General features: G+C 70.1%; 17 protein-coding genes. 6 read left to right on the forward strand and 11 right to left on the reverse strand.

Translation table 11 applies throughout. The annotated features are described in order from the left end of the window. Positions 1-10 precede the first annotated feature (10 nt). Positions 11-943, reverse strand: a complete 933-nt coding sequence (locus BMH31_RS12150) for a heme o synthase (protein WP_099725009.1) — start codon at positions 941-943, stop codon at positions 11-13. Between the two features lie 86 nt (positions 944-1,029). Between BMH31_RS12150 and tkt the strand changes: the two genes are divergently transcribed. Genes tkt through pgl form a run of 6 tightly spaced genes read left to right on the forward strand, consistent with a single transcriptional unit; the run spans position 1,030 to position 9,263 of the window. Further along, complete coding sequence (gene tkt, locus BMH31_RS12155; RefSeq protein ID WP_241898271.1) at positions 1,030-3,120, forward strand: transketolase; 2,091 nt, start codon at positions 1,030-1,032, stop codon at positions 3,118-3,120. A gap of 18 nt (positions 3,121-3,138) precedes the next feature. Continuing rightward, entirely contained in the window at positions 3,139-4,263 is a 1,125-nt protein-coding gene (gene tal, locus BMH31_RS12160) for a transaldolase (RefSeq protein ID WP_099725007.1), read from the forward strand. Then, positions 4,260-6,011 carry a glucose-6-phosphate isomerase gene (locus tag BMH31_RS12165; RefSeq protein ID WP_241898272.1) on the forward strand — a complete coding sequence of 584 codons (1,752 nt, stop codon included), beginning with the start codon at positions 4,260-4,262 and terminating at the stop codon, positions 6,009-6,011. The genes tal and BMH31_RS12165 overlap by 4 nt, the downstream gene beginning before the upstream one ends. Next, the gene (zwf, locus tag BMH31_RS12170) at positions 6,008-7,519 is read left to right on the forward strand and encodes a glucose-6-phosphate dehydrogenase (protein WP_099725006.1); all 1,512 of its coding nucleotides are present in this window, start codon (positions 6,008-6,010) and stop codon (positions 7,517-7,519) included. Before BMH31_RS12165 ends, zwf begins: the two co-directional genes overlap by 4 nt. Further along, positions 7,516-8,535, forward strand: a complete 1,020-nt coding sequence (locus BMH31_RS12175; RefSeq protein WP_099725005.1) for a glucose-6-phosphate dehydrogenase assembly protein OpcA — start codon at positions 7,516-7,518, stop codon at positions 8,533-8,535. Before zwf ends, BMH31_RS12175 begins: the two co-directional genes overlap by 4 nt. Beyond that, the gene (gene pgl / locus BMH31_RS12180) at positions 8,532-9,263 is read left to right on the forward strand and encodes a 6-phosphogluconolactonase (protein ID WP_099725004.1); all 732 of its coding nucleotides are present in this window, start codon (positions 8,532-8,534) and stop codon (positions 9,261-9,263) included. The genes BMH31_RS12175 and pgl overlap by 4 nt, the downstream gene beginning before the upstream one ends. Before the next feature lie 50 nt (positions 9,264-9,313). Here pgl and BMH31_RS12185 read toward each other — a convergent pair whose 3' ends face one another. The 10 genes from BMH31_RS12185 to uvrA all read right to left on the reverse strand — a co-directional run bounded on the left by BMH31_RS12185 (position 9,314) and on the right by uvrA (position 20,920). After that, positions 9,314-9,679 carry an RNA polymerase-binding protein RbpA gene (locus BMH31_RS12185; RefSeq protein WP_099725003.1) on the reverse strand — a complete coding sequence of 122 codons (366 nt, stop codon included), beginning with the start codon at positions 9,677-9,679 and terminating at the stop codon, positions 9,314-9,316. Positions 9,680-9,747: 68 nt separating this feature from the next. Further along, positions 9,748-9,996 (reverse strand): preprotein translocase subunit SecG, encoded by a 249-nt coding sequence (gene secG, locus BMH31_RS12190; RefSeq protein WP_046456770.1) that lies wholly within the window; start codon positions 9,994-9,996, stop codon positions 9,748-9,750. A gap of 95 nt (positions 9,997-10,091) precedes the next feature. Further along, the gene (gene tpiA, locus BMH31_RS12195) at positions 10,092-11,021 is read right to left on the reverse strand and encodes a triose-phosphate isomerase (protein ID WP_099725002.1); all 930 of its coding nucleotides are present in this window, start codon (positions 11,019-11,021) and stop codon (positions 10,092-10,094) included. Continuing rightward, on the reverse strand, positions 11,018-12,220 hold the full coding sequence (locus tag BMH31_RS12200; protein ID WP_099725001.1) for a phosphoglycerate kinase: 1,203 nt from the start codon (positions 12,218-12,220) through the stop codon (positions 11,018-11,020). The genes tpiA and BMH31_RS12200 overlap by 4 nt, the downstream gene beginning before the upstream one ends. Positions 12,221-12,291: 71 nt before the next feature. Then, positions 12,292-13,299: a type I glyceraldehyde-3-phosphate dehydrogenase gene (gap, locus tag BMH31_RS12205; RefSeq protein WP_099725000.1), complete on the reverse strand. Its 1,008-nt coding sequence runs from the start codon at positions 13,297-13,299 to the stop codon at positions 12,292-12,294. Positions 13,300-13,453: 154 nt separating this feature from the next. Next, positions 13,454-14,083, reverse strand: a complete 630-nt coding sequence (locus tag BMH31_RS12210) for a superoxide dismutase (RefSeq protein WP_099724999.1) — start codon at positions 14,081-14,083, stop codon at positions 13,454-13,456. A gap of 102 nt (positions 14,084-14,185) precedes the next feature. Beyond that, a complete protein-coding gene (whiA, locus tag BMH31_RS12215; protein ID WP_099724998.1) occupies positions 14,186-15,166 on the reverse strand; it encodes a DNA-binding protein WhiA in 981 nt (326 codons plus the stop codon). Between the two features lie 65 nt (positions 15,167-15,231). Further along, on the reverse strand, positions 15,232-16,107 hold the full coding sequence (gene rapZ / locus BMH31_RS12220) for an RNase adapter RapZ (protein ID WP_099724997.1): 876 nt from the start codon (positions 16,105-16,107) through the stop codon (positions 15,232-15,234). After that, entirely contained in the window at positions 16,104-18,026 is a 1,923-nt protein-coding gene (gene uvrC / locus BMH31_RS12225; protein ID WP_099724996.1) for an excinuclease ABC subunit UvrC, read from the reverse strand. The genes rapZ and uvrC overlap by 4 nt, the downstream gene beginning before the upstream one ends. After that, entirely contained in the window at positions 18,026-20,920 is a 2,895-nt protein-coding gene (gene uvrA / locus BMH31_RS12230) for an excinuclease ABC subunit UvrA (protein WP_099724995.1), read from the reverse strand. The genes uvrC and uvrA overlap by 1 nt, the downstream gene beginning before the upstream one ends. Positions 20,921-21,030 lie beyond the last annotated feature (110 nt).

Consider the following 21,030-nt stretch of genomic DNA (forward strand, 5'->3'; position numbering starts at 1 on the left):
CCTGCGGCTCTTAGAAGGGCAGCAGCGCGTCGACCGCGATGAGGAGCGAGAGCACCGAGAGGTAGAGGTTCGCCGTGTGGAAGACCTGCATCGGCTTGCCCTCCTTGCCGCGGATCGCCTGCCCGTAGAGACGGTGCGCCTGCACGATGAAGTAGGCGCCGAACGCGGTCGCCGCGATCGAGTAGAGCAGGCCCATGCCCGCGACGGGAATGAGGAGGAGGCTCGCGACGACGGTCGCCCAGGTGTAGAGGATCACCTGCAGGCCGACGGTGACCCGGCCGCGCACCACCCCGAGCATCGGCACGCCGGCGGCGGCGTAGTCCTCGCGGTAGCGCATGGAGAGCGGCCAGTAGTGGGCCGGGGTCCAGAGGAAGATGACGAGGAAGAAGACCCACGCCGGCCAATCGAGCGAACCGGTGACGGCGGCCCATCCGATGAGCACCGGGAAGCAGCCGGCGATGCCGCCCCACACGATGTTCTGCTCGCTGTGGCGCTTGAGCACGATCGTGTAGATCACGACGTAGAAGAAGATCGCCGCGGCCGACAGCGCCGCCGCCAGCCAGTTGGTCGTGGCCCAGAGCCAGACGACCGACAGGACGCCGAGCACCCAGGAGAAGATCAGCGCGCCGCGGTCCGAGATCTCGCCGGTGACGAGCGGACGGTTCTTGGTGCGCTTCATCTTGCGATCCATGTCGCGGTCGATGTAGCAGTTGAACGCGCCGGCCGAGCCGGCGCTCATGGCGCCGCCGATGAGCGTCGCGAGCACCAGCCAGAGGTTCGGCACCCCGCGCTGCGCGAGGAACATGGCCGGGATCGTCACCACCAGCAGCAGCTCCATGACGCGAGGCTTGGTCAGCGACACGTATGCCTTCACGGTACGGCGGAATCCCGGCCGCTGACGCGGCTCGTGGAGCTGTTCGGGGGCTGCGATCTCGGTGGACATCGCTCTCCATGATATCCCGACCCGCGGTAGGCTGGGAGCCGGTCTGCGCGGCCTTCGCGCAATCAACGGTTCCGAGAGGCTGGGCATTGGCAAACGAACTGCAGTGGGATGAACTCGACGATCGTGCGGTGGACACCGCTCGTGTGCTGGCCGCGGACGCGGTCGAGAAGGTCGGCAACGGCCATCCGGGCACCGCGATCAGCCTCGCACCGGTCTCGTATCTGCTGCACCAGAAGGTGATGCGGCACGATCCGGCCGACGCCGACTGGGTGGGTCGCGATCGCTTCATCCTGTCGGTCGGGCACTCGTCGCTCACCCAGTACGTGCAGCTCTACCTCGGCGGCTACGGCCTCGAGCTCGAAGATCTCGAGTCGCTGCGCACCTGGGGTTCGAAGACCCCCGGTCACCCCGAGTACGGCCACACGAAGGGCGTCGAGATCACCACGGGCCCGCTCGGCCAGGGTCTCGCGTCGGCCGTCGGCTTCGCCTACGCCGCGCGCTACGAGCGCGGCCTCTTCGATCCCGAGGCGGCTCCGGGCACCAGTCCCTTCGACCACTTCATCTACGTCGTCGCCGGCGACGGCGACCTGCAGGAGGGCGTGACCAGCGAGGCGTCGTCGCTCGCGGGCCACCAGGAGCTCGGCAACCTGATCGCGATCTACGATTCCAACCAGATCTCGATCGAGGACGACACCGATATCTCGTTCTCCGAGGACGTCGCGAAGCGCTACGAGTCCTACGGCTGGCAGGTGCTCGAGGTCGACTGGAAGAAGACCGGCGCCTACGTCGAGGACGTCGCCGAGCTCTACTCGGCGATCGAGGCCGCGAAGGCCGAGACCGGCAAGCCGAGCCTCATCATCCTGAAGACCATCATCGGCTGGCCCTCGCCCGGCAAGCAGAACACCGGCGGGATCCACGGTTCGGCGCTCGGCGCCGACGAGCTCGCAGGCCTGAAGGAGGCGCTCGGCTTCGACCCCGAGCAGCACTTCGCCGTCGCGCCCGAGGTCATCTCGCACACCCGCGAGGCCGTGCAGCGCGGCGCCGAGAAGCGCGCCGAGTGGCAGGCCGGCTTCGACGCCTGGGCCGCCGCGAACCCGGAGCGCAAGGCGCTGTTCGACCGCGTCGAGGCGCAGGAGCTCCCGGCCGAGGCCGCGGAGGTGCTGCCCGCGTTCGAGCCCGGCACCAGCATCGCCACCCGCGCTGCGAGCGGCAAGGTGCTGAACGCGCTCGGCCCGGTCATGCCCGAGCTGTGGGGCGGTTCCGCCGACCTCGCCGGGTCGAACAACACGACCATCGCCGGCGCCGCGTCCTTCGTGCCTGCGCACCACTCGACCGGCGCCTGGTCGGGCAACGATTACGGGCGGGTCCTGCACTTCGGCATCCGCGAGCACGCGATGGGCGCGATCCTCAACGGGATCCAGCTGCACGGCAAGACCCGCAGCTACGGCGGCACCTTCCTGATCTTCAGCGACTACATGCGTCCGGCGGTCCGTCTGGCGGCGCTCATGAACGTGCCGAGCGTCTTCGTCTGGACCCACGACTCGATCGCCCTCGGCGAGGACGGTCCGACGCACCAGCCGATCGAGCAGCTCGCCACGCTGCGCGCGATCCCGAACCTCGCGATGGTGCGCCCCGCCGACGCCAACGAGGTCTCGGTCGCGTGGCACGAGATCCTCACCCGCCACGCGGGCCCGACCGGCATCGCGCTGACCCGGCAGAACGTCCCGGTGCTGCCGCGCGGCGGCGAGTTCGCCACCGCCGAGCAGGCGGCCGAGGGCGTGCGTCGCGGCGCCTACGTGCTCGCCGACTCCCCCACCGGATCCGTCGACGTGGTGCTCATCGCCACGGGCTCCGAGGTGCAGCTCGCCGTCGAGGCGCGCGAGATCCTCGCCGCCGAAGGCGTCGGCGCCCGCGTCGTCAGCGCCCCGTGCCTCGAGTGGTTCGCCGAGCAGACCGCCGAGTACCGCGAGAGCGTGCTGCCCGCCGCCGTCACCGCGCGCGTCAGCGTCGAGGCCGGCCTCTCGCTCGGCTGGGAGCGCTACGTGGGCGACCGCGGCCGCTCCGTCTCGATCGAGCACTTCGGCGCCTCCGCCGACTACCAGACCCTGTTCCGCGAGTTCGGGATCACCACCGAGGCCGTCGTCTCCGCCGCGCGCGAGACCATCGCCGCTGTCTGACACGCCCGAAAGGATCGAATGATGACCGCATCACCCACCGCAGACCTCAGCGCCGCCGGCGTCAGCATCTGGCTCGACGATCTCTCGCGCTCGCGCATCGAGAGCGGCAACCTGGCCGAGCTGATCGGCTCGCGCAACGTCGTCGGCGTGACCACCAACCCGACGATCTTCGCCAATGCACTGGCGAAGGGCCACGGCTATGACACGCGCATCGCCTCCTGCGCCGAGCGCGGCCTGGACGTCACCGAGACGATCTTCGAGCTCACGACCGCCGACGTGGCCGACGCCTGCGACATCTTCGCCGATGTCTACGCCGCCTCGAACGGTCTCGACGGCCGGGTCTCGATCGAGGTCGAGCCCGGTCTCGCCCGAGACACCGCGGGGACCGTCGCCCAGGCCAAGCAGCTCTGGGAGCGCGTCGGCAAGGCGAACGCCATGATCAAGATCCCTGCCACGGTCGAGGGCCTCGAAGCCATCACGGAGACCATCGCAGCCGGCATCAGCGTCAACGTGACCCTGATCTTCAGCCTCGAGCGCTACCGCCAGGTGATCAACGCCTACCTCACCGGGCTCGAGCGGGCCCGCGAGGCCGGCATCGACCTGTCGACGATCCACTCGGTCGCGTCGTTCTTCGTGTCGCGAGTGGACACCGAGATCGATGCGCGGCTGCGTGCCGCGGGCACCGACGAGGCCCTGGCGCTCACCGGCGCCGCCGGCGTTGCGAACGCGCGCCTCGCCTACGAGGTCTTCGAGCAGTCCTTCGCCTCCGAGCGCGCCGCGCTGCTGCGCGCCGCCGGTGCGAACCCCCAGCGTCCGCTCTGGGCGTCCACGGGCGTCAAGGATCCCGCGCTGCCCGACACGCTCTACGTGATCGACCTGGTCGCGCCCGGCGTCGTCAACACCATGCCCGAAGCCACGCTCGAGGCGGTCGCCGACCACGGCGAGGTCCGCGGTGACACCGTCACCGGCACGTACCGCGAGGCCGATCAGGTGCTCAACGCGATCGATGCCCAGGGCGTCGACTACGCGGAGGTGACCGAGCTGCTCGAGGTCGAGGGACTGCAGAAGTTCGACGTCTCCTGGGCAGAACTGGTCGAGACGGTCAGAGGCGCGCTGAGCGCCGCTCGGGAGGGCGTGCGGTGAACCCGGTCGTGCGGATGGGGAACGGGCAACCTCTGACGCGCGAGCGTTCGGCCGACGAGCCGAACGGCAGCCCACTGGCTGACCACACCGGCGGCGCCGCGGGCGCTGCCACCGGCGGTTCGGTCGAGGCGCTCCTGGAGCGCCTCGTCTCCGGCCGCATCGCGAGCCGGATCGCGGCGCACGACGCTGCGATCTGGGGTTCCGAAGCCGAGGCCGAGGCACGGATCCGTCTGGGATGGACCGATGCCTCGGCTCGGGCCGCGGAACTGCTGAGCGGCATCGCAGCGCTCCGGAGCGACTTCGCCTCGCGCGGCATCGACCGGATCGTGCTGTGCGGCATGGGCGGTTCGAGCCTCGCACCCGAGGTCATCGCTCGGCACGACGGCGTCGAGCTCGTCGTGCTCGACTCGACGCACCCGGATCAGGTGCGACGCGCGCTCTCGGGAGACCTCGCGCGGACCGCGATCGTCGTGAGCTCCAAATCCGGATCCACCATCGAGACCCGGAGCCACCGCGCGACCTTCGCGCAGGCGTTCCGCGACGCGGGCATCGATCCCGCGGATCGCATCGTCGTGGTAACGGATCCCGGTTCCCCCCTCGAGGCCTCCGCGCGCGACGCCGGGCAACGGGTGTTCCTCGCCGACCCGAACGTCGGCGGCCGCTACTCCGCACTCACCGCTTTCGGGCTCGTCCCCTCGGGGCTCGCCGGCGCCGATGTCGCCGCGCTCGTCTCCGAAGCGGAGGACGTACGCGCCGCGCTCGCGACCGATGCATCCGAGAACCCCGCGCTGCAGCTCGCCGCCGCGATCGCCGCGGGGCTTCCCGAGCGGTTCGCGCTGGCCATCGCCGAGGCCGCCGATGCCCGTTGGGGGCTCGGCGACTGGATCGAGCAGCTCGTAGCCGAGTCGACCGGCAAGTCGGGCCGGGGCGTGCTCCCGGTCGTGCTGGACCCGGCCGCCCCCGAGCTCGTCGAAGGCCTCCCGACGACCGCGCTCGGCGTCACCGTCGGCGCTGTCGATCACGGCGAGCTCCCGTCCGCGCCGCGACTCGATCTCTCGGTCTCGGGTCCGCTCGGCGCTCAGATGCTCACCTGGGAGGTCGCGACGGCCGCCCTCGGATTCCTCATGGGGATCGACCCGTTCGATCAGCCGGACGTCGAGTCGGCGAAGGTCGCCGCGCGGGCCGCCCTCGACGACGCACACGGCACGATTCCGGCCATCGGAGCGATCGGAGACGCCTCCGGCACCGCGGATCTCGGCATCGAGGTGCTCGCGGCACCCGCGGCCTCCCTCCCGTCCACGATCGCCGAGCTCGTCGCGTCGCTCCGCGCCGCCGTCGGCCCACGCGGCTACCTCGCGATCCAGGCCTATCTCGACCGCGAGGGCGACGCCGCAGGCGCGCTGCATACGCTCCGGGCCGCCGCGGCGGAGCGGCTCCTGGCCCCCGTCACCTTCGGGTGGGGACCTCGGTTCCTGCACTCCACGGGGCAGCTGCACAAGGGCGGACCGGCGGTGGGCGTCTTCCTGCAGATCCTCGACGCGGCCGAGCCCGAGCTGGCCATCGCCGAGTCGGACTCCGGTTTCGGCGAGCTCATCGCCGCGCAGGCCCGCGGTGATCGCGACGTGCTCGCCGAGCGCGGCCGCCCGGTGTTCGCCCTGCGCTGCGCCGACCCGGCCGCTGCCGCACGCACGATCGCGGCCGCATTCGCCGATGCGCCGCTGCGGGGCTCCGAGGAGGCCTCTGCGTGATCGGGAATCCGCTCCGCTCCCCCGACGATCTCCGGCTCGACCGCGTCGCCGGCCCCTGCGCCATCGTGCTCTTCGGCGTGACCGGCGACCTGGCGCGCAAGAAGCTCCTGCCCGCCATCTACGACCTCGCCAATCGTGGCCTGCTGCCGCCCGGCTTCGCCCTCGTCGGCTTCGGCCGGCGCGAGTGGAGCGACGCCGAGTTCACCCAGGTGGTGCGCGAGGCCGTCGACGCGCACGCGCGTACGCCGTTCGATCCGGACACCTGGGAGCAGTTCTGCACCGGGATCCGTTTCGTCACCGGCGCCTTCGACGACGCCTCCGCCTACGAACGTCTGGCCGAGGTGCTCGGCGAGCTCGAGCGGGATCGCGGGACCGGGGGCAACACCGCGTTCTACCTGTCGATCCCGCCCAAGACGTTCCAGACGGTCAGCACTCAGCTGCGCGACGTCGGCCTCGCCGAATCCCCGTCGAACAGCTGGCGCCGGGTCGTCATCGAGAAGCCGTTCGGGCACGACCTCGAGAGCTCGCGGGAGCTCGGCCGCGCCATCGACGCGGTGTTCCCTCCCGAGCACGTCTTCCGCATCGACCACTACCTCGGCAAGGAGACGGTGCAGAACCTGCTCGCGCTCCGCTTCGCGAACGTATTCTACGAACCGATCTGGAACGCCGAGCACGTCGACCACGTGCAGATCACGATGGCGGAGGACATCGGCGTCGCCGGCCGCGCCGGCTACTACGACGGCATCGGCGCGGCGCGCGACGTGATCCAGAACCACCTGCTGCAGCTGCTCGCGCTGACCGCGATGGATCGGCCCGCCAGCCTCGGCGCCGACGATCTGCGGGCGGCGAAGGAGCAGGTGCTCGAGTCGGTTGTGCTGCCCGACGACCTCGTCGAGACCACCGCGCGGGGCCAGTACCTCGGCGGCTGGCAGGGCGGCGCGAGCGTCACCGGCTTCCTCGAGGAGGAGGGCATGGCCCCGCACTCCACCACCGAGACCTTCGCGGCGATCACCCTCGGGATCGATACGCCCCGCTGGCGCGGAGTGCCGTTCTACCTGCGCACCGGCAAGCGCCTGGCCAAGCGGGTCACCGAGATCGCCATCGTGTTCAAGAAGGCGGCCGACCCGCTGGTCGCTCCCGAGATGCTCGGCAACAACGCCCTCGTGATCCGGGTGCAGCCCGACGAGGGCGTGACCACCCGCTTCTCGTCCAAGGTGCCCGGCCCCGGCCTGCAGATCCGCGATGTCACCATGGACTTCGGCTACAGCCACGCCTTCACCGAGGCCAGCCCGGAGGCCTACGAGCGCCTGATCCTCGACGTGCTGCTGGGCGAGCCCCCGCTCTTCCCCGGCCAGCGCGAGGTCGAGCTCTCCTGGCGGATCCTCGATCCGATCGAAGAGGCCTGGAGCGCGAGCGGAGCGCCCGAGCCCTACCATCCGGGCGGATGGGGCCCGACGAGCGCCGAGCGGATGCTCGGACGCAGCGGCCGCGCTTGGAGGATGCCGTGATCGAGACCCTGCCCGATACCACCGTCAGCGGGATCAGCAAGCGTCTCGTGCTGCTGCGCGCCGAGGGCGGTGCGACCACCCTCAGCCGCGTGCTCACCCTGCTGATCTTCAGCACTTCCGAGGGGCTCGAGGACGCGGTCGCGGCCGCGAACTTCGCGTCGCGCGAGCACCCCATGCGCATCATCGCGATCACGCTGCCCGAGGGCGAGGACCGCCCCACCTGGGTCGGCGAGGTCAGCCGCGACGCACGGCAGCGCGAGCTCGGCATCGGCGACGTCCCGGTCAGCGGGCTCGACGCCGAGATCCGGGTGGGTCGCGACGCCGGCGCGGGCGAGGTCATCGTCCTGCGTCCCCGGGGAGCCGTCGCCGTCGATCCCGAACGCCTGGTCAGCGGTCTGCTGCTCGCTGATGCACCCGTGGTCGTATGGTGGTCCGACGTGTGGCCCAGCCGCACCATCGACACCCCGCTCGGCCGGCTCGCGCAGCGCCGCATCAGCGACAGCGGAGGCTTCCGGGATCCCGCCGCGCACCTCACGGAGCTCGCCTCCGGCTATCGCGCGGGCGACACGGACCTCGCCTGGTCCCGCGTGACGCTCTGGCGCGCGCAGCTCGCGGCGGCGCTCGACAACGCGCCCGAGCGACGCATCACGGGCGCCACCGTGTGCGGCACCCCCGACTCCTCCTCGACCATGCTGCTCGGCGCCTGGCTGCGCCTGCAGCTCGGCGTGCCGGTGCGCCTGCTCGACCTGCCGGAATCCGCGGGTATCGAGTGGGGCATCCAGTCCGTCACGATCCATTCCGACGACGCCGACACCGTCATCGAGCGCTCGCGGGGCACCTTCGCCGCCATCACGCAGCCTGGGCACCCGCGCCTCGAGGTCCCGATCCCCCGGCGCGGTCGCGCGCAGTGCCTGGTCGAGGATCTGCGCCTGCTGCAGGCCGACCAGCTCTTCGGCCGCGTCCTCACCGCGGGCGTTCCCCTGCTGCTCGCCGATCAGCCGGAGGGCGAGCGATGACCGCCGGGCTCCGCGTCGAGTCCGCACCCGACACCGCGGCGCTCACCGAGCGGATCGTCGAGCGCCTCATCGGCGTGCTGCGGCGCGCTCAGCAGGACGGTCGGATCCCGGTGCTCGTGCTCACCGGCGGAAGCATGGGCAAGGCGTCCCTCGCGGGCATCGCCGCGCACCGCGACCGCGGTCTCGTCGACTGGCGCCGGGTGCGCGTGCTCTGGGGCGACGAGCGCTGGCTCCCCGCCGGCGACGCGGAGCGCAACGACCGGCTCGCCGACGACCTGCTCTTCGGCACGGTGGACGTCGATCCCGCGCTCGTGCACCGCGTCGCGGCCGCCGATACCGGCCTGAGCCTGGACGACGCGGCGGCGGCGTACGCCGAACTGATCGCCGGGCTCGACCGCATCGACCTCGCACTGAACGGCGTCGGCCCCGACGGGCACCTCTGCTCGCTCTTCCCCGGCCGTGACGATCTGCTCCGCGTCGACGATGCGCAGCCGCTCGCCATCGCCGTGCGCGAGTCGCCGAAACCGCCGCCCGAGCGGGTCAGCCTGAGCTTCCGCGCACTGGATCGGGTCGAGCACCTGTGGCTGCTCGCCGCGGGTGCAGAGAAGGCTCCGGCGATTGCACGAGTGCGCTCCGCCGCCGACCCCGAGCCGCTGCCGGCCGGTCGCGCACGCGGCAGCGTCGAAACGGTGCTCTGGGCAGACGAAGCGGCGCTCGGCCGGAACTGATATCCGGGCCGAGCGCCGCTCGGTGCCCGCTGGTCGCGGGCGAGGTGCGATTACGCCTTGGAGCGCGCCGAACCGCGGCGGGCACGCAGCTTCTGCAGTGCCTCCTCCAGCAGTTCCTCGGCCTCCTCGGGAGTGCGACGCTCCTTCACGTATGCGAGGTGCGTCTTGTACGGCTCGTTCTTGAGGAGCTCCGGCGGATTGTTCTGATCCCGGCCGGCGGGCAGGCCGCTGTGCGGGGAATCGATCTGCTCGGGGATCTCCTCTTCGGAGACGTCCGCCGAGAAGTAGCGGACGGTCTCGTTGCCGAGTGCATCCCAGTACGAGATCTCTTTGCGGTCAGCGCGAACGCCGTGATCCTTCTCGCCCATGGGGCCGGATCCGACTCGCGCACCGCGGATAGCGTTGCTACCGGACACGTGTTGCCTTTCTTGCGATGCAGCCGTGGCTGCTGCTGGTCAGTGGTGCGCCGGACGGCGTCGGACGGTCAGACCGTCGCGAAGCGCTCGACCAGGCCGAGGCCCACGATCGAGGCGAACCACACCAGCGAAACGCCGATGGTGATGCGGTTGAGGTTGCGCTCCGCAACCCCCGACGAACCGAGGCTCGAGGTGACGCCGCCGCCGAACATGTCGGACAGTCCTCCGCCGCGACCCTTGTGCAGCAGGATGAAGAGCGTCAACAGCAGGCTGGTGATCACCAGGAAGACGAGCAGAACGATCTTGAGGATACCCACGCGGGCCACCTTTCGAGGGGTCGAGGCGCAGCGCGCCATCGACCAGTATACCGTGCCGTCCGGGGCCTCCCCCGGACGGCACGGTGCGTCGCCGACTACGCGCCGGTGACGTGCTTCTTGAACTGGATGATTCGGGAGAACTCGTCGGACTTGAGGCTGGCCCCGCCGACGAGCGCGCCGTCGACGTTCGGCTGCCGCATGAAGCCGGCGATGTTCTGGCTCGTCACCGAGCCGCCGTAGAGGATCCGGGTGGAACCGGCCGCCTCTTCGCCGCGCGCGCGCAGGATCGCCTCGCGCAGGGCGCGGGCGACCGCTTCGGCCTGCTCGGGCGTGGCGGCTTGGCCGCTGCCGATCGCCCAGACCGGCTCGTAGGCGAGCACGAACTCGGCACCCTTCGGGAGCTCGGCGAGCGCGGCCTCGAGCTGCGCGACCGGGATCGCCGCCGCCCCGTGCTCGGCGAGGTCCTCGGCGGTCTCGCCGACGCAGATGACCGGGGTGACCCCGGCAGCCGCGGCCGCGCGGGCCTTGGCTCCGACGGTCGCGTCGTCCTCGCCGTGCCCGTGACGGCGCTCGGAGTGCCCCACGATGACGTAGGCCGCCTCGAGCTTGGCGAGGAACTGCGCCGAGATGTCGCCCGTGTAGGCGCCCGACTCGTGCGGGGAGACGTCCTGCGCGCCGAGCTTCAACGAGAGCTTATCGGCGGCGAGCAGCGTCTGCACCGAACGCAGGTCGGTGAACGGCGGGAACACCGCGACCTCGACATCCGCGTAGTCGTGGCGCGCATCCTTCAGCGCCCACGAGAGCTTCTGCACGAACGCGATCGCCTGCAGGTGGTCGAGGTTCATCTTCCAGTTGCCGGCGATGAGCGGGGTGCGCTCGACCTGCGGCAGCTCGACGGGTTCGACCGGCTCGGCTGCCTCATCGGCCGCGGGTGCTGCGTCCTGCTCGGCGAGCGGCGCCACCTCGACGGTGTCGTCGGTGACGAGCTCGGCGTCCTGCGCCTCGTTCTGCGATTCGTTGCTCATGCGAGCACCTCCAAACCGGGAAGGGTCTTCCCCTCAAGGAACTCGAGGCTGGCGCCGCCGCCAGTCGAGATATGTCCGAACTGGTCGTCGCGGAAGCCGAGCGCGCGCACGGCCGCGGCGGAGTCGCCGCCGCCGACCACGGTGAACCCGTCGGTCTCGGTCAACGCCCGCGCCACGGTGCGGGTACCCTCTGCGAACGCCGCCATCTCGAATACGCCCATGGGCCCGTTCCAGAAGACGGTCTTGGCCTCGGAGATGACCTCGGCGAATGCCGCGGCCGATGCCGGACCGATGTCGAGGCCGATGCCGGACTCGCCGAAGGAGCTTCCGTCGATGGCGTCGGCGGCGACCACCTCGTGCGCGGCGTCGGCGGCGAACCGCTCCGCCACGACGATGTCGGTCGGCAACACGATGCGCACGCCGCGCTTCTCGGCGTCGGCGAGATACCCGCGCACGGTGTCGAGCTGATCCGCCTCGAGGAGGCTGGAGGCCACTTCATGCCCCTGCGCGGCGAGGAAGGTGAAAACCATTCCTCCACCGATGAGCAGCGTGTCGACCCGTTCGATGAGGTGCGAGATGACGCCGAGCTTGTCGGAGACCTTCGACCCGCCGAGCACGACCGCGTACGGCCGCTCAGGAGTCACGGTCAGTCGCTCGAGCACGCGCAGCTCGGCCTCGACCAGGCGGCCCGCGGCGCTCGGGAGCGCCTCGGCCAGCTCGGTCACGCTGGCCTGACGGCGGTGCACGACGCCGAACCCGTCGGACACGAACGCGTCGCCGAACTCGGCGAGGCGCGCGGCGAACGCTCGGCGCTCCTCCGCGTCCTTGCTGGTCTCGCCCGGGTTGAATCGCAGGTTCTCGAGGAGCACCACATCGCCGTCGCCGAGCGCCGAGACCGCGGCCGAGGCCTCGGTCCCGACGGTCTCGCCGACGAACGCGACGGGGGCCCCGAGCAGTTCCGCCATGCGCACCGCGACCGGACGCAGCGAGTAGCGCTCCTCAGGTGCACCGGCCGGACGGCCGAGGTGGCTGATGAGCACGATCCGAGCACCGGCCTCGCGGAGCTCGCGGATCGTGGTGAGCGAAGCGCGGATCCGTCCGTCGTCGGTGATCTCGCCGTCGGCGAGCGGAACGTTCAGATCGCAGCGGACGATCACCGTCTTCGACCGGAGCTGGCCGAGGGATTCGATGGTGCGCATGGCGGCTTGGGTCCTCCTTCAGGGGGATGTGGGTGCCGGGGGCTGGAGTCGGCCGGCGTCCGACTTCGCGCTCAGGAGAGCTGGGATCCGACGAAGCGGGTCAGGTCGACGAGACGGTTGGAGTAGCCCCACTCGTTGTCGTACCAGGCCGAGACCTTCGCCAGGTTGCCCGAGACGGCGGTGAGCTCCGAATCGAAGATCGCCGAGTGCGGGTTCTGCTGGATGTCGCTGGAGACCAGCGGATCCGTCGAGTACTGGAGGTACCCGGCGAGCGGCCCGTCGGCCGCCGCGCGGAACGCCGCGTTGATCTCATCGGCCGTGAGGCCGTCGCGCGTGACCAGCGTCAGGTCGACGATCGAGCCGGTCGGCACGGGAACGCGGTAGGAGGATCCGTCGAGCTTGCCCGCGAGCTTCGGCAGGACGAGGCCGATGGCCTTCGCCGCGCCGGTCGAGGTCGGGACGATGTTGATCGCGGCAGCGCGGGCGCGACGGAGATCGCGGTGCGGGCTGTCCTGCAGGACCTGATCGGCCGTGTAGGCGTGCGCGGTCATCATGAAGCCGCGCTCGATGCCGAAAGCCTCGTCGAACACGCTCGCGACGGGCGCGAGGCAGTTCGTGGTGCAGGACGCGTTCGAGATGACGTGGTCGTTGGCCGCGTCGTACCGGTCCTCGTTGATGCCCATGACGAAGGTGGGAGCGGGGCCCGTGGCCGGCGCGGAGATGATCACCTTGCGCGCGCCGGCGGTGCGGTGCGCCTCGGCATCGCTCACCTGGGTGAAGCGTCCGGTGGACTCGATCACGACGTCGACGCCGAGCTCCGCCCACGGCAGCTTCCCGGGATCCCGCTCGGAGACCACCCGGAAGGTGTCGCCGTTCACCGTGATCGATGTGTCGTCGTGCGTGACCTCTGCATCGAGGATCCCGCCGACGGAGTCGTATTTGAGGAGGTGTGCGAGCGTCGCCGTGTCGGTGAGATCATTCACCGCGACGAGGTCGAGATCCGACCCCTGGCTCAGCGCCGCACGAAGGAAGTTCCGGCCGATTCGACCGAAACCGTTGATAGCGATCCGTGTGCCCATTCACGTGCCTTTCAACTGTTGAGATGGCCGAGACGGACTCCCCGCCCCGGTGCGCGGACCGCTCGGGTGAGCGATCCGCACCACTCGACGGCGACCCGCGGGCCCCGCCGAGAGACGAACGGGCCGATCCCCGAAGGGACCGGCCCGAGCCGACTCACTCGCCGAGCTGGATCAGCCCGCTGGTCTGCGTGCGCGCCGAATCGAAGCGCTTCGCCACGTCCTGCCAGTTCGCGATGTTCCAGAACGCGGAGACGTAATCCGCTCGCACGTTCAGGTAGTCGAGGTAGTACGCGTGCTCCCAGACGTCGAGCATCAGCAGCGGGATCTGGCCGGCCGGCAGGTTGCCCTGCTGGTCGAACAGCTGCTGGATGTGCGGACGCTGGCCGAGCGTGTCCCACGCGAGGAGCGCCCAGCCGGAGCCCTGCACGCCCAGCGCGGTCGCGGTGAACTGCGCCTGGAACTTCTCGAACGAGCCGAAGTACTCGTCGATCGCCGCGGCGAGCTCGCCCTCGGGGCGATCTCCGCCTTCGGGCGACAGGTTGTTCCAGAAGATGGTGTGGTTGACGTGACCGCCGAGGTTGAAGGCGAGGTCCTTCTCGAGCTTGTTGACCGTGGCCAGGTTGCCGCTCTCGCGAGCCTCAGCCAGCTGATCGACCGCGTTGTTCGCGCCGGTCACGTAGGCCTGGTGGTGCTTGTCGTGGTGCAGCTGCATGATCTTGCCGCTGATGTGCGGCTCGAGGGCGGCGTAATCGTAGGGAAGTTCGGGCAGGGTGTATGCGGCCATGTGGCGCTCCTTCGAATTCTTCGTTGATGTGACTTCAGTCTATGCCGACAACCGGACCCGACCGCGAGATATTCCGCGAGATGACCGGTGTTCGCAGCGGCTTCAGAGCGCGTCGAGCTCTTCGGGCAGGCTCGCCTCGGTGCCGGGGATGCCGCGCGACTCGGCCTCCTTGTCGGCCATCGCGAGCAGTCGGCGGATCCGGCCGGCGATCGCGTCCTTGGTGAGGGGCGGATCGGCCCGGGCGCCGAGTTCGTCGAGGCTGGCCTCGCGGTGGCTCAGGCGGAGCGCGCCGGCGTAGCGCAGGTGCTCGGGGGTCTCGTCGCCGAGGATCTCGAGCGCGCGCTCGACGCGGGCGCACGCGGCCACGGAGGCCTGGGCGGAGCGGCGGAGGTTCGCATCGTCGAAGTTGACGAGGCGGTTCGCGGTGGCGCGGGTCTCGCGCGCCTTGCGCAGCTCGTCCCAGGCGGCGCGGGCATCGACGGCGCCCATGGCGCTCAGCATCTCGCCGATCGCCTCGCCGTCGCGCACGAGCACCTTGTGCTGACCGCGGATGTCGCGGCTCTTGGCCGCGATGCCGAGGCGGCCCGCGGCGCCCACGAGCGCCATGGTGGTCTCGTTCGTCGGGCACACGACTTCGAGGCTCGCCGAGCGGCCGGGCGGGGTGACCGAGCCGCGCGCCAGGAACGCGCCGCGCCAGATGGCCGCGAGCTCGGGCTGCGAGCCGGTGGTCAGACGGTTGGGCAGGCCGCGGATGGGGCGGCGGCGGGGATCCATGAGACCCAGCTGGCGGGCGATGGTCTCGCCGTCGAGCACGCGGACGAGGAACTGCGGGGCGCCGGGGCGCGTGCTCGACGCGGGGAGCTGCATGGCGTCCGAGCGGACGCCGTAGATCTCGGCCAGATCCTTGCGGACGCGCTGCACGATCGCGGGGGTGTGCAGCTCGGCTTCGAGGGCGATCCGCCCCGAGATGGTGTGGAGTCCCCCGGAGAGCCGCAGGATCGTCGCCAGCTCCGATACACGCTCGCTGGTGCGCTGCGGGACAACGCGGACGAGCTCGGTTTTGACGTCGGGGGTCGATGGCACGAAAAGGATCCTCTCGAAGGGATGCGGATGAGATGACAGACTGCTGGCCGGGAACGGCCGGCGGACTACTCGCGACCGAGGTCGCGGTGGCGCAGACTCACGCTCACGCCGGGCACCCCGGCGAGGCGGTCTGCGAGCTCGCGGGCCATGGCGACCGAGCGGTGCTTACCGCCCGTGCAGCCGACCGCGAGCGACACATGTCGCTTGTTCTCGCGCTGGAATCCGGCGAGGACCGGTTGCAGCGCGGCGACGTAGTGCTCGAGGAACTCGGCCGCCCCCTCGCGGCTGAGTACGTAGTCCTTCACCTCGGCATCGACGCCGGTGAGGGGGCGGAGCTCGGGCTCCCAGAACGGATTGGGGATGAAGCGCATGTCGACCATCAGGTCGACGTCGGTCGGGGCTCCGTACTTGAAGCCGAAGCTCTGCACCGATAGTTGCAGACCGGGAGTGTCCTCCGCCGAGAACATCTCTCGGGTGGCGGTCGACAGGTCGTGCACGTTGTAGCGCGAGGTGTCGATGACGACGTCGCTGGACGCGCGCAGCTCTTGCAGCCGCTCGCGCTCGAGCCGGATGCCGTCGAGCAGGCTGCCTTCGGCCTGGAGCGGGTGCGGGCGCCGCACGGCCTCGTAGCGGCGCACCAGGATGTCGTCCGTGGCATCGAGGAACACGACCCGGACGGTCGCGTGCCCGCGCAGCTCGGCGACGGTCTGCTGGATGTCGTCGAACAGGTCGCGCCCGCGCACGTCGATCACGGCGACGATCTTGGGCAGCGCGCCGCCCGACCGATCGGCCATGTCGGCCAGCGTCTTGAGCATGGGGAGCGGAAGATTGTCGACCACGTACCAGCCGAGGTCTTCGAGGGCGTTCGCGACCGTGGACCGGCCGGCCCCCGACATTCCGGTGACGATGAGGATCTCTTGTCCGGGTGCGTGCTCGCTCACTCGCCGTCCTCCTCCGATGTCTCAGCCGATTCTCCGCCCACCAGCTTACCGGCTGCTGGAGCATGCACGTGCCGATGGATCTGCTCGGCGAGCTGATCGCCCACTCCGGGGGCGCTCGCGATCTCCTCCGGGCTCGCGGCGCGGAGCCGTGCGACCGATCCGAAATGCTTGAGCAGCGCCTGCACGCGCTTGGGTCCGAGCCCCGGGATCTCGCTGAGCTGGCTGCTGATGGCGGTGCTGCGCCGCTGCCGCTGGAAAGTGATCGCGAAGCGGTGGGCCTCGTCTCTGATGCGCTGCACGAGGAAGAGGGACTCGCTCGTGCGGGGCAGGATCACGGGGAACGGATCGTCGGGCAGCCACAGCTCCTCGAGCCGCTTGGCGACGCCGCAGAGCGCCACGTCGGTGATGCCGGCCTCGCGCAGGGCGCGCTGCGCGGCCGCGACCTGCGGCTGGCCGCCGTCGACGATCAGGAGCTGGGGCCGATCGCGGTACCTCCCGCTGGGCGGCTCCCCCGCCTCGACCGCGGCGTTGAGCTGCGCGGCCCGACGCGACACGACCTGATAGATCGAGTCGGTGTCGTCGGTCGTCTGCTCGATGCGGTACTTGCGGTAGGCGCCCTTCGCGGGCAGGCCGTCCTCGAACACCACGAGGGAAGCGACGACGCCCGTGCCCTGCAGGTGCGAGACGTCGATGCACTCGATGCGCAGCGGGGCCTCGCCCATGTCGAGCCCCTCCTGCAGCTCGGCGAGCGCATCGGTGCGCGCGGTGATGTCGGCCGCGCGCTTGAGCTTGTGGCGCAGCAGGTTCTCGCCCGCGTTCAGCAGTGCGCGGTTCATGAGCTGCGCCTTGTCGCCGCGCTCGGGCACCTGGATCCGCACCTTGCCGCGGCGGGGCCGGTTCGCCCGGAGCGCTTCCTCGAGCGCGGGCAGGTCGGCGGGCATGGTCGACACGAGGATCTTCGCCGGCGCCTCGTGGCCATCGTCGTACGCGGACTGGATCACCTGCTCGAGGAGCGTCCCGGGCGAGTCGTCCAGTTCGACGTCGACGATCCAGCTCCGCTCGCCGCGGATGCGCCCGCCGCGGATGATGAACTGGTGCGCCGCGGCCGAGAGCTCGTCGGACTTGAGCCCGAAGACGTCGAGCTCGACGTCGAGCCCGAGCACGATCGCGTTCTTCTCGAGCACGTGCTCGACCGCCTGCACCTGGTCGCGCAGACGGGCGGCGTCCTCGTAGCGCTGCTCGGCGGCCGCGTCGCGCATGGCGTGCTGCAGCTGCTTGAGATGGCTGGTGTCGCCGCCGGCGAGGAACGCGACGAGTTCGTCGACGCGCTCGCGGTGGGCCTCCAACGAGATCTTGCCGGAGCATGGTCCGTTGCAGCGGCCGATCTGCCCCGCGAGGCAGGGCCGGCCCGAGTCCATCGCCCGCTTGTAGTCGGCATCGTTGCAGGTGCGGATCGGGAACGCCTGCTGCAGCAGGTTCGTGGTCTCGCGGAGCGCCCAGACCTTCGGGTAGGGACCGAAGTACCGGGCGCCGCGGATCTTCTCGTTGCGCGTGATGATCAAGCGCGGAGCGTCCTCGCGCAGCGTGACCGCGAGGTAGGGGTAGGTCTTGTCGTCCTTGAACTGGACGTTGAACGGCGGCTTGTACTCGGTGATCCAGGTGTGCTCGAGCACGAGCGACTCGGTATCGGTCGCGACGACCGTCCAGTCGAGCTGCGCCGCGAGGGTGAGCATGCGCTGGGTGCGCGGCATGAGCGCGTGCATCGGCTGGAAGTAGTTCGCGAGCCGGGCTCGCAGGTTCTTCGCCTTGCCGATGTAGAGCACGCGCCCGTGCCGGTCCGAGAACCGGTAGACGCCGGGCGTGGTGGGGATCTCGCCCTGCGCCGGTCGGAACGCCGCGCGGTGATCGCCCTCGTTCATCAGTGCTTCGCCAGCATCTCGGCGAGGAACTGCCCCGTGTAGCTCTCCTCGACCTTGGCGATCTGCTCGGGCGTGCCGGTCGCGAGGATCGTACCGCCGCCGGAGCCGCCCTCGGGCCCGAGGTCGATGATCCAGTCGGCGCTGCGGATCACGTCGAGGTTGTGCTCGATGGTGATGACCGTGTTGCCCTTGTCGACGAGGCCGTTGAGCACGAGCAGCAGCTTGCGCACGTCCTCGAAGTGCAGGCCGGTGGTGGGCTCGTCGAGCACGTAGATGCTGCGCCCGTTGGAGCGTTTCTGCAGTTCGGTCGCGAGCTTGACGCGCTGCGCTTCGCCGCCCGACAGCGTGGTCGCCGCCTGGCCCAGGCGCACGTAGCCGAGGCCGACGTCGACGAGGGTCTTGAGGTAGCGGTGGATGCTCGAGATGGGCTCGAAGAACTCGGCGGCCTCGGCGATCGGCATCTCGAGCACCTCCGAGATGTTCTTGCCCTTGTAGCGGACCTGCAGCGTCTCGCGGTTGTAGCGGGATCCGCCGCAGACCTCGCACGCGACGTAGACGTCGGGCAGGAAGTTCATCTCGATCTTGAGCGTTCCGTCGCCCGAGCAGGCCTCGCAGCGGCCGCCCTTGACGTTGAAGCTGAACCGGCCGGCGAGGTATCCGCGGGTCTTGGCCTCGGGAGTGTCGGCGAACAGGTTGCGGATCTTGTCGAAGACACCGGTGTAGGTCGCCGGGTTCGATCGCGGCGTACGGCCGATGGGCGCCTGGTCGACGTGGACGACCTTGTCGAGGTGCTCGAGTCCGGTGACGCGGGTGTGCTTGCCGGGCACCATGCGGGCGCCGTTGAGCTGGTTGGCGAGCACCCGGTAGAGGATGTCGTTGACGAGGGTCGACTTGCCCGAACCGCTGACGCCCGTGACCGCGGTCATGATGCCGAGGGGGAAGGTGGCGTCGACGTTCTGCAGATTGTTGGAGCGGGCCCCGACGACCTTGAGCTCGCGGCCGCGCTCGCGCTTGCGTCGCTTCTTGGGGGTCTCGATGGCCCGGCGTCCCGCGAGGAAGTCGCCCGTCATCGATGCTCGGTTCTCGAGCAGCGAGGCGTAGTCGCCCGAGTGCACGACGGTGCCGCCCTCGACGCCCGCGCCGGGACCGATGTCGACGATCCAGTCGGCGGCCTCGATCGTCTCTTCGTCGTGCTCGACGACGATGAGGGTGTTGCCCAGGTTGCGGAGCTTGATCAGCGTCTCGATGAGGCGCCGGTTGTCGCGCTGGTGCAGGCCGATGGAGGGCTCGTCGAGGACGTAGAGCACGCCGGTGAGCCCGGATCCGATCTGGGTAGCGAGGCGGATGCGCTGGGCCTCGCCGCCCGACAGGGTGCCCGCGGCGCGGGCAAGGGTGAGGTAGCCGAGCCCGACCTCGATGAGGAAGTCGAAGCGGAGCCGGATCTCGCGCAGCACCTGGGCCGCGATCTTGGCCTCGCGCTCGGTGAGCTCGACCTGCTGGAAGAAGCGCTGCGCATCGCTCAGGCTGTAGTCGCCGACGCTCGCGATCGACTCGCCGTCGATCGTGACCGCGAGCACCTCGGGCTTGAGCCGCTGGCCGTTGCAGGCGTGGCAGGGCACCTCCCGGAGGAACTCGGCCCAGCGCTCGCGCCGGTTGTCGGATTCCGCCTCGGCGTACTGGCGCTCGATGAACGGGATCACGCCCTCGAATCCGGAGCTGTACTTCACCTCGCGGCCGAAGCGGTTCTTCCAGCGCACGTTGACCTTGAAGTTGTTGCCGTAGAGCACGGCATCGCGCACTTCTTCGGGGAGCAGACGCCAGGGCGTATCGAGCGTGAAGCCCAGGTCGCGGGCCAGCCCGATCAGCAGCTTCTCGTAGTACTGGTACAGGCTCTTGCCCTGGCTGGTCCAGGGGACGATCACGCCCTCCTCGATCGACAGATCGGGATCGCCGAGTACCAGGTCCTCGTCGACCGACATGCTGGTGCCGAGTCCCGAACAGGTGGGGCAGGCGCCGAAGGGGGCGTTGAACGAGAAGGTCCGCGGCTCGATCTCGGTGAGCGAGACGGGGTGCCCGTTGGGGCAGCTCAGTTTCTCGCTGAACGTGCGGCTGCGGTCGGCGGCGCCCGCCTCGCGGTCGACGTAGTCGATGGTGACGAGCCCGTCGGCGAGCTTGAGCGCCGTCTCGAGCGAGTCGGTGAGGCGACCGAGCCCGTCGGGGCTGGCGACGAGGCGGTCGACCACGACCGAGATGTCGTGCTTGACCTGCTTCTTCAGCGTCGGCGGATCGGAGAGCTGCACCATCTCGCCGTCGACCAGTGCGCGCGAGTATCCGCTCGCCGCCAGGTCCTGGAAGAGGTCGACGAACTCGCCCTTCTTCTTGCTGACGATGGGCGCGAGCACCTGGTAGCGCGTGCTCTCGGGCAGCTCCATCAGCACGTCCGCGATCTGCTGCACGGTCTGCGCAGCGATGCGCTCACCGCAGATCGCGCAGTGCGGGATGCCCACGCGCGCCCAGAGCAGGCGCATGTAGTCGTAGATCTCGGTGATGGTGCCGACCGTCGAGCGCGGGTTGCGGTTGGTCGACTTCTGGTCGATGGAGACCGCGGGGCTGAGTCCCTCGATGAAGTCGACGTCGGGGCGATCCACCTGCCCGAGGAACTGGCGGGCGTAGGCGCTCAGGCTCTCGACGTAGCGGCGCTGACCCTCGGCGAAGATCGTGTCGAACGCGAGGCTCGATTTGCCGCTGCCCGAGAGGCCGGTGAAGACCACCATCGAGTCGCGGGGAATCGCCAGGTCGACGTCGCGCAGGTTGTGCACCCGCGCGCCCTGCACGCTGATCTGCGCGTGGGCGGAGCTGGAGCGGACGGGGGTGTTTTCGCGCTTCGAGGTCACCCGACCATCCTATCGAATCCGAGCCGGATATTCGAATACATGTACGAACGGAAGCGTGCTCCCCCGCGCGTCCGACGCGTGTCCGATTCGTTCAAGACGGGACCGGGTCG

The sequence above is a fragment of the Leucobacter sp. OLIS6 genome (assembly GCF_002752355.1).
GTDB lineage: Bacteria > Actinomycetota > Actinomycetes > Actinomycetales > Microbacteriaceae > Leucobacter.

Coding starts and splice junctions, on each gene's coding strand:
- BMH31_RS12150 (WP_099725009.1), bottom strand. CDS start 943: ATGTCCACCGAGATCGCAGCCCCCGAACAGCTCCACGAGCCGCGTCAG.
- tal (WP_099725007.1), top strand. CDS start 3,139: ATGATGACCGCATCACCCACCGCAGACCTCAGCGCCGCCGGCGTCAGC.
- pgl (WP_099725004.1), top strand. CDS start 8,532: ATGACCGCCGGGCTCCGCGTCGAGTCCGCACCCGACACCGCGGCGCTC.
- tpiA (WP_099725002.1), bottom strand. CDS start 11,021: ATGAGCAACGAATCGCAGAACGAGGCGCAGGACGCCGAGCTCGTCACC.
- BMH31_RS12200 (WP_099725001.1), bottom strand. CDS start 12,220: ATGCGCACCATCGAATCCCTCGGCCAGCTCCGGTCGAAGACGGTGATC.
- gap (WP_099725000.1), bottom strand. CDS start 13,299: ATGGGCACACGGATCGCTATCAACGGTTTCGGTCGAATCGGCCGGAAC.
- BMH31_RS12210 (WP_099724999.1), bottom strand. CDS start 14,083: ATGGCCGCATACACCCTGCCCGAACTTCCCTACGATTACGCCGCCCTC.
- uvrC (WP_099724996.1), bottom strand. CDS start 18,026: ATGAACGAGGGCGATCACCGCGCGGCGTTCCGACCGGCGCAGGGCGAG.